This window comes from Streptomyces sp. NRRL WC-3618 (assembly GCF_001280005.1).
In the GTDB taxonomy this organism is placed as follows: Bacteria; Actinomycetota; Actinomycetes; order Streptomycetales; family Streptomycetaceae; genus Streptomyces.
In genome coordinates this window covers 42,616-54,677 of the sequence record NZ_LGDW01000451.1, presented here as the reverse complement: position 1 = coordinate 54,677, position 12,062 = coordinate 42,616, and the positions used below count along the sequence as shown (strand labels likewise).

Here is a 12,062-nt window from a genome sequence, read left to right as displayed (position 1 = left end):
GGGCTTCAGCCGGACGATCGTCCCCATGGGCTGTTGGTGAGGCCCGGGGACACTGTCCCCTCCGCAGCCACATACAGAGGAACCGTCAACCACCCCTGGGTTGTTCCACCGTTGACACCACGGACCGTGTGAACTGGGGCACTCCGAGGCGCCGCGAATTCGTCCCGGCGGCGAGCGGATGCCGAGAGTTTCTGCCATCCGCGGGCACGGCGCGCAACGCTCGCAGTCCCAATATCTTGGGTGTGGGTCTTGCCGCGTGCGCGTTGGCGGTCGTAGTAGGTCCGGGAGGACGGGTCGGCTTTGCAGCCGATCGCGGCGAACGCGGCCTGGAACAGGGCGCGTTTGAGGAGGCGGTTGCCGCGGTGGGGTGCGTGCTCGCCGCGGATGGAGGTGCCCGAGGACTTCGTGGCCGGGGCGAGGCCGGCGTAGGAGGCGAGGTGTCTGGCGGTGGGGAAGGACGTGCCGTCACCGACTCGCGACGATCACGGCCGCTGTGGTCCTGACGCCCAGGCCGGGCAGGGACGTCAGGAGGTGGAAAGGAGGGAGGGCCTCCAGCAGGGCGGCGATCTCCTGCTCGGCCTGGCGGCGCTGGGTGTGTGCGGCGGCGAGCTGGGCGGCCAGGCCGGGCACGATCAGCGCGGATGCCTCGGTGCCGGGAACGACGAGGGTCTGCTCGGCGAGCGCGTCGAAGATCTCGGTGGTGAGGTGGTGGGCCTTGCGCGAGCCGTGTGCCTTGAGCAGGGCCTCGCAGCGGGCCCGGCCCAGCTTCTTCAGCCTGGGCGGGGAGCCGTGGCGCTGGAGGAGGGCCTGGATGTAGGGGTAGGCCAGGCGGGGGCCGAGGACACGTTCGAGGGAGGGGTGGATCTGGGAGAGCAGGCCGCGCAGCCGGTTGGTGGTGCGGTTGACCTCGCCGGCGAGGTCGTTGTCGTAGCCGGTGAGCATGGTCAGCTCGGCCAGCACCTCGTCGTCGCGGTCCACCGCGCGCAGGGTGTGCGGCATGGTGCGGGCGGTCTCGGCGATCACGAACGCGTCGCGGGCATCGGTCTTGGCCTCGCCCGGGTGCAGGTCGGCGGCCCGCCGCATCGACAGCCCGGGCAGGTAGGCCACCCGGCAGCCCGCCGCGCGGGCCACTGTCAGCGGGAGTGCGCCAATGTTGGCGACCTGGTCCACGATCACCAGAACGGTGCCGAACTTCGCCACCAGCCTGGTGAACAGCTCCAGCAGTCTCGGCTCGGTGTTGGGCAGCCGCTTGTCGTGCACGGTTCTGCCGTCCTGGGTCCGGCCGTGGGCGTGGTGGAACTCCTTGCCCAGGTCCAGGCCGAGGAAGAGATCTATCGCGGTCGTGTCGACCATGTGCGCGTGCCCCTCGCCACTCGTCTTCTCAACTCCCGGCCGTCCCTGCGGCACCACAGGCCGGCAACCACGTTACGCAGACATGCCGCCCGTGAAGCGGCCCGGCGTTGCGCCGGACCAGGCGGTCGTCAGGCCCCTCATCAGCGGTCAAGCGGTGCCCCGAAGCCCGGCGGCAACACCCCCCCAGGTCATCCACTTCGACAGGGGGCACACAGCCATACCGGACCCGGGGGCCAGGCGCCCCATTGCGGGGCCACGAAAAAGGTAACGGGGGCGACCTGATCGCCTGGGCGCGACGGGAGATGGCGAACTACAAGGTGCCGCGGGTGGTGGAGTTCGGGGGGGAGTTGCCGCGGAACGCCGGCGGGAAAGTGGTCCAGGGGCAGTTGCGGGCTTAGGCCGACTTTATCTCTGTGAAATAACTGTGAAGAGACGCTGACAATTGACCTTTCAAGATCCTCGGATGCGCGGAGTGCTGTGAGATGGGCGGCGGGGGAGTCGTCACTCATGCCAGGCCGACCATCTTGGAACTCAGTTGACCCACCATTACATACGTGCGAAATCCCTCGCCGCGGTGCTCACACCGCTTCTGTCAGGGGCCCTCGTCCTCGCGGGGATGACGGTGTCGGCACACGCCGGCACCGAGAACCGCAGTGACACCACCGGAACTTACGTGGTGAAGCTGGCCGACGCCCCGGTCGCCGCGTACGACGGCGGCCTGCGCGGCCTGAAGCGGACTATGCCGGCTTCCGGGAAGCGTCTCGACCCCGCCTCGTCCGCGTCCCGGGAGTACGTGCGCCGCCTGGACGCCCGCAGGGACCGGGTGCTGGACGCTGTCCCGGGCGCCACAAAGCTCTACGACTACGACTACACGTTCAACGGTTTCGCCGCGAGGCTCACGGCCGGGCAGGCAGCCGAGCTGGCCCGGACCGCGGGTGTGGTGTCGGTGACGAGGTCCACCGTCACCAGACCCGAGCCCGCACCGGAACCCGCACCCGCGGCGGACAGCGGGCCAGCCGCCGTCGGCAAGGGGACCGCACCGAGGTCCTCCGCGTCCGGCCGCGCCGCTGCCGCCCCGGCGTCCCCGCCCGACGTCCCCCGTTTCCTCGGCCTGTCCGGCAAGAAGGGCCTCTGGTCGAAGCTGGGCGGCCCGCGGCACGCCGGTGAGGGCATGATCGTCGGCGTCATCGACGCCGTCGACCCGAAGAACCCGATGCTGGCCGCGATGCCGGAGCCGCGCCCCGACGCGGCGGTCATCGCCAGGAAGTGGCACGGCACCTGCGACAAGGGTGATCCAGCCGACCCCGCCCACCAGGTCAGCTGCAACAACAAGGTGATCGGCGCCGCCTACTTCCGCGCCGAGCTGACCGACCCCCAGCCGATCGACGTGCGCTCGGCCCTCGACATGCACAGCCACGGCACCCACATCGGCACCACGATCGCTGGTGACTACGACACCCCTGTGTCGATCCCCGGCACCAACGTCCGCGGCAGGCTCAGCGGGCTGGCGCCGCAGGCCCGGCTGGCGTTCTACAAGACGTGCTGGAGCTTCGGCTGCGGCGAGGCCGACAGTCTGGCGGCGATCGACCGTGCCGTGGCGGACGGTGTGGACGTCATCAGCTTCTCCATCGGTGGCGGGCTGACCGGCCCGGCGAACCGGGAGGCGATGTTCAACGCGGCGAAGGCAGGCGTGTTCGTCGCCGCCGGGGCCGGCAACGAGGGTCCGGACACGGTGGGGAACACCTCGCCCTGGGTCACCACGGTCGCCGCGGAGAGCCACGACACGGACTACCGGGCGACGCTGGTCCTCGGCAACGGGCGGCGTATCACCGGCCCCGCCTTCAGCGAAGGGATCCCGAAGGCCCCGCTGGTCTACGCCGCGAACGCCGGCCTTCCGGGCGCCGAGGAGGCCGAATTCTGCGCGCCCGACACACTCGACGCGGACCGGGTGAGAGGGAAGATCGTCATCTGTGACCGGGGCGGCAGTGCCGCGTTCGAGTACCAGGACAGGCTGGACGAGCTGAAGAAGGCCGGCGCGGTGGCCATGGTCCTGGCCAACACCCCCACCAGCTCCCAGGACGTCTTCGCCGAGCCGACGTTCCCCACGTTCGTGGTGGGGCCGCGGGACGGGAAGGCCGTGAAGGAGTACGCCGCCGCCAAGGGGGCCACCGCACGCTTCACCGCCACCGTCAGCACCCGCGTTGAGGCCCCTTCCGTCGCCGCCTTCTCCTCCTCGGGTCCCGACCCGGCCTCCGGCGGTGACCTGCTCAAGCCCGACATCGCCGCACCGGGGCAGCTGATCGCCGCGGGCACCGTGCCCGGCGGCTTCGCCGGGTACAAGGGGTCGTTCGGCTTCTGGGAAGGCACGTCGATGGCGACCCCGCACATCGCCGGCCTCGCCACGCTGCTGAAGCAGCTGCACCCCGACTGGTCGCCGATGGGGATCAAGTCCGCGCTGATGACCACGGCCACGACGACCGACAACGAGGGCAGGCCGATCACCCGGCAGACCGACACCGCCGGCAAGACGGTCCCCGCGACACCGCTCGACTACGGTGCCGGCTCGCCCCGGGTCACCCGGGCCGCCGATCCCGGGCTGGTCTACGACTCGACCTCCGCGGACTGGACTGCGTACCTCTGCGCGGTGGGCGTCGAGCCGCCGACGGCGGGCGCCTGCGCCACAGCCCCGGAGACCGACCCCAGCGACCTCAACTACCCGACCATCTCCGTCGGTGATGTCTTCATCCGGCAGACGGTGACCCGCACGGTCACCAACGTCTCCTCGGAGACGGCCACCTACCGGGCCACGCTCCACACCCCGCCGGGCTACACGGCCAAGGTCACCCCGAGGACGCTGACCGTGGCGCCGGGCGCGAAAGCGACGTACAAGGTCGCCTTCACCCGCACCGACGCCGCCTACGACTCCTGGCGGTTCGGCACCCTCACCTGGAGCGACACCCACAGCGCCCACCGGGTCAGGAGCCAGATCTCCCTGCGGGCCGCGCGTCTCAGCGTGCCGGACGAGGTGACGGTGACCGGTGGGAAGACAACGGTCGCGCTCGCCACGCGCATCGGCTGGACAGGAAGGCTGACGGCCACGACCACGGGCCTGTACGCCGGGGAGAAGCACACCGGCACGCTCACGGGCGTGGACAAGGAGGGCCACGCCGAGGCGCCGCCGAGCGAGTCGGGGGCGATCAAGAAGGTCCGCGTCCACGTACCGCGGGACACCCGGCTCGCCCGGGTGGCGGTCTTCTCCTCCGACCACCTCCGCGGCAGTGACCTCGACCTGTTCGTGTACGACAAGGACGGCAAGCAGGTCAGCCCGAGCCCGGTGGAGGGATCGGACGAACACGCCGACCTGCCCCCGGGCGACTACGACGCCTATGTCGTCCAGTACGCCCTCCCCGACGGCACCCACAGCCAGCAGTTCACCCTGTGGACCTGGCAGCTGGGCAAGTCCGCCCCCGATGTCCCCGCCACCGTCACCCCCGCCTCCCAGCAGGTCGGCACGGACAACCGTGCCCGGGTCACGGTGACCTGGCAGGGCACGGAAGCGGGCCGGAGGTACCTCGGCCTCGTCGAGTACGGCGACGGTTCGACGGGCGTCGGGCGTACGGCGCTGACGGTCGCGCCGTAGTCGCGGTCAGCCCTTCACGGAGGTGAGGAAGGCGGCCCAGGACGGTGCCCGGAAGAGCAGTACGGGGCTGTCCTGGGCCTTCTTCGAGTCACGGACGGGGACGAGACCGGGGACTTTGTCGGCTACCTCGACGGGCGCTGTCACGTTGGTCAGCCGGGTGGGATTCTGGTTGATCGTGCTGGAGGGGGCTGTCCGTGGAGGCCGTGTCGCTGTCGTACAAGGGGCACCGGTACCCGGTCGAGGTGATCTCCCACTGCGTGTGGCTGTACTTCCGCTTCCCGCTGTCGTTCCGCGAGGTCGAGGAGCTGATGCTCGAGCGCGGGATCGTCGTCTCCTACGAGACGGTGCGCCGCTGGTGCGCCACGTTCGGGCAGCGGTACGCCGATTCGCTGCGCCGGCGGCAGCACCGGCCGGGTGACAAATGGCACCTGGACGAGGTCTTCATCAAGATCAATGGAGAACGGAAGTACCTGTGGCGGGCCGTCGACCAGGACGGCAACGTCCTGGACATCCTCGTGCAGAACCGCCGGGACAAGGCCGCGGCCAGGCGCTTCTTCCGCCGCCTGATGAAGAAGACGCACGCGGTGCCGCGGGTGATCGTCACCGACAAGCTCCGCTCCTACGGCGCCGCCCACCGAGAAGTCATGCCCTCCGTCGAGCACCGTCAGTCGAAGTACCTCAACAACCGAGCCGAGAGCAGCCACCAGCCCACCAGACAGCGCGAACGGGCGATGATAGGGCTTCCGCTCAGTGGGCGGGGCCCAGCGGTTCCTGTCTGCGTTCAGCGGTATCTCGCCCCACTTCCGGCCCCGCCGACACCTGATGACCGCTGCCGCCCACCGAGCCGAGATGAGCATCCGCTTCGCAATCTGGGAGCAGATCACCGGCGTCGCCACCGCTCACCGGCGTCGCCACCGCTGCCTGAGCACAGCCCGGAACCGAGCTGCACCACGCCGCGACGCCATCAGACACCTACCCACCCAACAACGTGACAGCGCCCTCGCCGACACCGATCCACAGGTCATGAGCATTGCTCGTCCACAATTTCCTCCCCTGACTGGCCATCACTCTCTGCACACGTCTGGGCCCTATCCCCTCCCGTACTGCACACTGACCCTGCGTATGCGTGATCGGGGCACAACGTTCGGGGGACGACATGCTGGATGTGACGCTGAGAATGCTCATCGACGACTTAACTGACGAGGCGGGCAACGCCTCCGGCGCCACCGAGGACGACCTGGCCCTCTTGCGCCGAGGACTGGTTGCCGAGCCCGAGCTGCGCGGCCGGGTAGCCTTGGTAAACAAGGCCCCCGGGAAGGGCCAGATGGGTTCCGGTATCGAACTGCTGACGATCGCCATCGGCAGCAGCGGCGCCGTCACCGCCCTCATACGCTCGCTTCCGACGCTGCTCAAGGCCTGGCGGGCGGCGGCCACGGTGGAGCTCACGCTCCCCGACGGCCGCAATGTGAAGGTCACCGCCGACTCCGCCGACGACGCCCAGACTCTTCTGGACACCGCGCTGCGCGACCACCGCCAGCTGTGACCCTCCGACTGCCGGACCCCCGGGGTTCCCGCGCGGTCCTCATCGGTACCTCCCGCTATGACAGTGACCTGCGGGACCTCCTCGCCGTACGCAACAACCTTGAGGTCCTGCAGGAGCTGCTGACGTCCGACGCGTTCGGCGGCTTCCCCAGGGGGCGTTGCACTGTGGTGCAGGACGCCCCTGATCCGGGCTCGGTCTGTGCCACTGTCCGCGAGGCCGCCATGACGGCCACCGATACCCTGCTCGTCTACTTCTCCGGTCACGGAGTCCTCAAAGAGGACCTGACTCTGCACCTCGCGCTGCCCGGCACGGACGAGAGCGATCTGCGCTGGACGTCCATTCCGTTCGAGGCGATAAGGGAGATCCTCGAAGAGTCGCCCTGTCCCAACAAGATCCTTATCCTCGACTGCTGTAACAGCGGCCGCGTCCTGGATACGCTCATGGGCACCCGGACCAAGCCGGCCGACACCCTGGCCATCCGAGGCACCTACATCCTCACGTCGTCCGCGAACGCCCCCTCCTACGCCCCCGTCGGCGAGCGCTACACCGCCTTCACCGGTGAGTTCATCCGCCTCCTGCGCGATGGCCTCCCCAACGGCCCCGACCTCCTCTCCCTCAGCACCCTCTACGACCCGTTAACCAAGTCCCTGGCCCGCCGCGGTTACCCGGAGCCACGCCAGCAGAGCTCGGACGGCAACGCGCGGCTGGGGTTGGTGCGGAACAGGGCTGCGGCCCTGCCGGCCGGGACGGTGGTGGGAGACGGTACGGCGGCATCGGGAGAGGGCACGCCCGTCGACTCACCCGCGAGTGGTGAGATTCGGTTCGGGCCCAGTCTCACCTATCACCGGGTCCGTAACTGGGCCATCGGCGCGCCGCTCTTCGTTGGCCTGTTGGCGATCGCGACGGCGATCTCTCCTGACAAGAACAAGCATCTCAACTTGTACAACTGGCGCCAGACGGTCGCGATTCTTCTGGTCATGAGCGGCCTGGCGCTGCTCGGAGCCCTCGGTAAGCGGAACCCTGCTGGCTACTCGCTGGTGCTGAGTCCGGACGGCGTCGAGTTGCAGTACGGGACCTCCGAGCACTTCTCCTACCCATGGCACCGGATCAGCCGGTGCTGGCTACGGCAAGGTCCCCCGGGCCGACTGCACGGTCGTCGACACGACCTCATGGTCCGCCCCATGCCCGGCGTCTTTCCGCAGACGGCAAGCCGGAGATCCCCCGGGCCCCACCAAGACGACACCGAGGGCACTCTCCGGTTCGCGGACCTGCGCAGACTCAGGACGACCCCGGGGGCCGTCGAGGCCGCGCTCGCCATGTATGCCGGGGCGGCGTGGACTCCCAGTCCGGGCCTCGCCGCGCATCCGGTACCGGCCGCCGTGAACGAGCAGGTCTTCACCGCCGACCGCCGCGTTCTCGCGGCCGTGGTGGTGCCCTGCGCAGTCTTGGGCTTCGCCTTCGCCCCCCTCGATGCGCTCGTCCGGCCCACGGAGATCCTTACGGCGTGGGCATCGCTGCCCCTGTGCATGTTCTTCCTGGGTACGGCTTGGTTCGCCGCGGCGCGATGCGTTCGGCCCGTTCGGCTTGCGGTCGGCGCGGCCGGGCTTACTCTGACGCGGGGCGAGCTGAAGATCTCGTATGCCTGGAAGGAGATCGAGCGGATCGGCGTAGTGAACTGGCCACGAGGGGCCCCTTATCCGGGTCTGCTGGTGCTTCGACCCATCGGAAACCTGGAGGGCAGGGTCGAACGTACGAACATGCTGCTGCCAAAGTTGGTGCCGGGCGCCTTGACCCTGTGCCTACTTCTTGAAGTCACGTATGACAGTCAGCTCCTGGAGGCAGCGCTCTCGCGGTTCGCGGACGAGGAACAGCTCGCGCTGCCAGACGAGGCCTGGCTGCGTACCCGGCCCGGCGCACCGGCGCTGCCCATCGCCGGTCGCACGTTCCGCGGTCGCCAGCCGGCGGGCATCTCCACCTTCGTAGGTGTGACACTCTTCGCCCCGTTCGCGATCAGTGGACTGGTGGCCGGCAAGACGCAGGTGCCCGACTGGGTTCCGGCCGTGGACAATGTGCTGCTGTTCCCGCTCTTCGTCTTCGGTCTCACGGCGTACTTCCTCACCGGCCGACACTACGTGCACCTCCACGTGGGCCCGGGCGGACTGACGCTGAGGGCCTGGCTCTTCGGCAGGCACCGCCTGCATGTTCCCTGGGGAGATATGGACCGCATCGGCATCGTGGTCGGCGCCGATCGCGAGGAACACTCGCTCGTCCTCTGGCCGCGCCATGGCGCCGTCATTCCCCGTACGCTGTGGCTCAGTGTCAAGCGGGGGCATGGCGGACTGCGCCTCCTGATCTTGGAGGAGTACCGGTTTAAGGTCGCACCGGAGGACGTGGACCAGGCGATAGCCCGTTACGCAGGTCGCCGCCACACCCGTATGGCACAACTCCGCCAGACAGTCCCGAAGAAGAAGTGACCCGCCCTTCTCTGGCGGCCGAGCGCCAACGGCGGATCTGCCAGCGGCATCCCGACCAGCTTCCGCCCGCGGTTGATGATGTACGCCGTGGTGAGGGTCCACCAGAGATCGGCGCCCTTCGCCCGGACCACCTCGAACCGGCGGCCCCCGGCGAGCAGAGCCTGCTCCCCGGCGGGCGCCTTCGTTCCACGGCCAGAGCCTCGGCCCCTGTTGCGGTCTCCGCTTGCGGGGCTCGATCTGTTTGGAAGTGACGCCCTACGGGGTGTCGACCGTCAGCCAACCGCACGACCGCTGACACGGAGGACATCTGCCCTCTGTGACGGTGCTGCGCGGCCTGCGGTGGTACTCCAGGGGCAACGGTTGGGGGCGTCGACGGGAGGCATAACGGAGGCTTGCCTAGACTCCTCAGACTCCTCAGACTCCTCGCACTCCTCAGACTGCTCCTGCTGCTCTCCCGCTCCCAGCAGACCAAGGACGCCGAGCTGCTCGCGCTGCGCCACGAGAACGCGGTGCTGCGCCGCCAGCTCGGCGTCCGGCCACACCTCACCTGGCCGGACCGTGCAGTGCTCGCCGCCCTCGCCCGGCACCTGCCCTCCCGGCTGCGCCGACACCGCCTGTTCACACCCGGCACCCTGCTCACCTGGCACCGGCGGCAACTGCGCTGGAAGTGGAAGCAGAAACCCGCACGGACCGGCCGCCCGCCGATCTCCGAGGAACTCACCGCCCAGATCCTGCGCCTGGCCCGCGAGAACCCGACCTGGGGCTCAACCCGTATCCAGGGCGAGCTGCGGCGCCGGGGCCACCGCGTCGGCGCCTCCGCCATCCGACGCATCCTGCGCAGCGCCGGCCTCGGCCCCGCACCCAGGCGAAGCCAGGGCGCCCCGACCTGGCGCGAGTTCGTACGCGCCCAGGCCTCCGGTCTGCTCGCCGGCGACTTCTTCCACGTGGACACCGCCGCGCTGACCAGGCTGTACGCCTTCGTGGTCATGGAGGTCGGCACCCGCACCGTGCACATCCTCGGCGTCACCGCCCACCCGACCGCAGCCTGGGGCACCCAGCTCTCGAGGAACCTCCTCGCCAACCTCGCAGACCGCGCCGCCGGCTTCCGCTACCTGCTACGCGACCGCGACAGCCGCTACACCCAGGCGTTCGATGCCGTCTTCACCGCCGACGGCATCGAGATCCTGAAGAGCGCGCCACAGACACCGCGGATGAACGTCCACGTGGAGAGGTTCATCCGCAGCGTGCGGGCCGCGTGCACCGACCGGATGCTGATCTACAACGAGCGACACGCTCGGCGTGTCCTCGCCGAATACGCCGAGCACTACAACTCCGGAAGGCCGCATCGCGCCCTGCACCTTCGCGCACCAGCCGACGATCCGGACGTCATCCCCTTCCCGGCCCAGCACATCCAGCGCCACGACGTCCTCAGCGGACTCATCCACGAGTACCGCGACACAGCCTGACGAAGATCACGACAGTCTGGCGAACGCCCAGCTCAACGCGTATGCGGGACTTTTGGCACCCAACAGGTCTTCCCGGAGAGAAGTGACAAACCGGCGGCCTCCCGCTCTGGCGCAGTATCTGGCGGAGCGTCAAGATGCGGGCGGGTGCTCAAGGAGGGAAGACCCTCAGCGAATGACCCCGTCGGGATTCAGTAGCCCGGCGGACTCGGCCAGGGAAAATTCCAACTCTTTCAGGAATGCGACGATGTGAGCAGAAGGGAAGAGTGCCGTATCGGCGCGTAGCTGGATGTAGTACCCGTCCTCTTCGTCCTGTGCTTCCATGAAGAACTTCATGTCGTCGTAGACATATGACCGTGCTTCGGGAAATGAGGTGTCGGTCGAGTCCTTGACGACCTGTTCGATCTCGGACGGCGCTTTCCTCTCACTCGGGAGTACCCCGTACTTGATCCCGTCAAAGTGCGCGTTGAATGCGTATGAAACATTGGGTCCGGACTCTCCGTATTTCCTAAAACTGTTGATCAACGCCCGTGCGGCTTCCGGGTCGCATTCGCCGGATATCGAGGATTCCAGCATGGCCTGATGCGTCATCCGCACCTGTTCGTGCATGTCGGAGGCGGTGTGGTTCAAAGCCACAGGAACGCTCTGTGTGAGTGGTCCGGAGTAAGTGAAGTCTGTCGGGCCGAAGCGGTTGTGCGAGAACACCATGAAACCGCACCGTGTCATTCCGTATTCCTCCCTGAGCACCTTGTGTACATAGGTGAGAAGTACGGCGGCGGGGCTGGACTTGAATCTTGCCGATAGCAGTGTGACGGCCAGGGCGGTCAATCTGGACCGCATGATGTGCTCTTCGAACCTGCGTGCCACGGATACTTTTGGCACTGATTCGCCGGTCAACCGCGGGAACTCCCTCAGCTCCTTCTTCCAGAACTCCAGGGCCAGCTGTGAGCGTGCCACCCCTTCCGGCCCCTGCTCGGCCCGAAGTCTGTCCACAGGGTGCACTATGTCGCCGAGGTCGGGTTGCGCGGCATGGCGGGCTGCCGCCTCCAGCAGCTGCTTTATTTCACCGGTGATAAGGGGAGTGCTCCAGCCGTCTATTGCCATGTGAAATATCGCAAGAATGACGAACAGTGGCACCTCGGCCGCTGTGACGATTGCGGCTCGAATCGATATCTCGGGCATGGTGAACGGAGTGCTGGTCATTTCTGACTCAAGGTGATCCGCCACCCCGGAGGGCGATGAATCCTCGACGTCGTACAGCTGGACGGAAAGCTTCCCCCCGGCCGAGATCACCTGATTCGCGGCGCCTTGGGCGTCCACGAAGTATCTCGTTCGCAGTACCTCGTGACGTTCGATGACGGTGGAGAGCATGGTCAATACCCCTTCCACGTCACACCCGGTCGGCACCTTGAGTCGGATCGGTATACCCAGGTGAGCGTAGTGCGGAGCCTGCGTGGAGACGGCCCTCCACAGCCATTGCTGTCCCCAAGTCAAGGGGTACGTGCCGAACCTGTCCCCGGAATAGGCGATTTCTGTGGTGCTCAACTTGACCATTCGGGCCCTCCGGCAATGGAAAGTTCCTGGAGCGT

At 68.0% G+C, this 12,062-nt stretch carries 6 protein-coding genes and 2 pseudogenes; 5 read left to right on the top strand and 3 right to left on the bottom strand.

Features of this window, described 5'->3' with window-relative positions:
- Positions 1–140: 140 nt before the first annotated feature.
- Positions 141–1,353: pseudogene (locus ADL01_RS30945) on the bottom strand (IS110 family transposase); the annotation flags it as partial.
- 574 nt (positions 1,354–1,927) lie between these two features.
- Here ADL01_RS30945 and ADL01_RS30940 point away from each other — a divergent pair.
- Positions 1,928–4,993, top strand: a complete 3,066-nt coding sequence (locus tag ADL01_RS30940; RefSeq protein WP_234354855.1) for a S8 family serine peptidase — start codon at positions 1,928–1,930, stop codon at positions 4,991–4,993.
- Positions 4,994–4,999: 6 nt separating this feature from the next.
- On the opposite strand, the gene ADL01_RS42835 is transcribed toward ADL01_RS30940, so the two are convergent.
- Positions 5,000–5,137, bottom strand: a complete 138-nt coding sequence (locus ADL01_RS42835; RefSeq protein ID WP_324614645.1) for a DUF397 domain-containing protein — start codon at positions 5,135–5,137, stop codon at positions 5,000–5,002.
- Between the two features lie 50 nt (positions 5,138–5,187).
- On the opposite strand from ADL01_RS42835, the pseudogene ADL01_RS30935 reads away from it, so the two are divergent.
- From ADL01_RS30935 to ADL01_RS30920, 4 genes and pseudogenes are all read left to right on the top strand, one after another.
- A pseudogene (locus ADL01_RS30935) lies at positions 5,188–5,875 on the top strand (IS6 family transposase); the annotation flags it as partial.
- 274 nt (positions 5,876–6,149) lie between these two features.
- Positions 6,150–6,536: an effector-associated constant component EACC1 gene (locus tag ADL01_RS44950; RefSeq protein WP_159049695.1), complete on the top strand. Its 387-nt coding sequence runs from the start codon at positions 6,150–6,152 to the stop codon at positions 6,534–6,536.
- Positions 6,533–9,010, top strand: a complete 2,478-nt coding sequence (locus ADL01_RS30925) for a caspase, EACC1-associated type (protein ID WP_053745313.1) — start codon at positions 6,533–6,535, stop codon at positions 9,008–9,010. The genes ADL01_RS44950 and ADL01_RS30925 overlap by 4 nt, the downstream gene beginning before the upstream one ends.
- 392 nt (positions 9,011–9,402) lie before the next feature.
- Positions 9,403–10,476 (top strand): integrase core domain-containing protein, encoded by a 1,074-nt coding sequence (locus tag ADL01_RS30920; RefSeq protein ID WP_053745312.1) that lies wholly within the window; start codon positions 9,403–9,405, stop codon positions 10,474–10,476.
- A gap of 165 nt (positions 10,477–10,641) precedes the next feature.
- On the opposite strand, the gene ADL01_RS30915 is transcribed toward ADL01_RS30920, so the two are convergent.
- Positions 10,642–12,027 (bottom strand): condensation domain-containing protein, encoded by a 1,386-nt coding sequence (locus tag ADL01_RS30915; protein WP_053745311.1) that lies wholly within the window; start codon positions 12,025–12,027, stop codon positions 10,642–10,644.
- Between the last annotated feature and the right edge of the window lie 35 nt (positions 12,028–12,062).

Excerpts from the sequence above, each read along its gene's own strand:
- ADL01_RS44950 (WP_159049695.1), top strand. The coding sequence starts at position 6,150 with ATGCTGGATGTGACGCTGAGAATGCTCATCGACGACTTAACTGACGAG.
- ADL01_RS30915 (WP_053745311.1), bottom strand. The coding sequence starts at position 12,027 with ATGGTCAAGTTGAGCACCACAGAAATCGCCTATTCCGGGGACAGGTTC.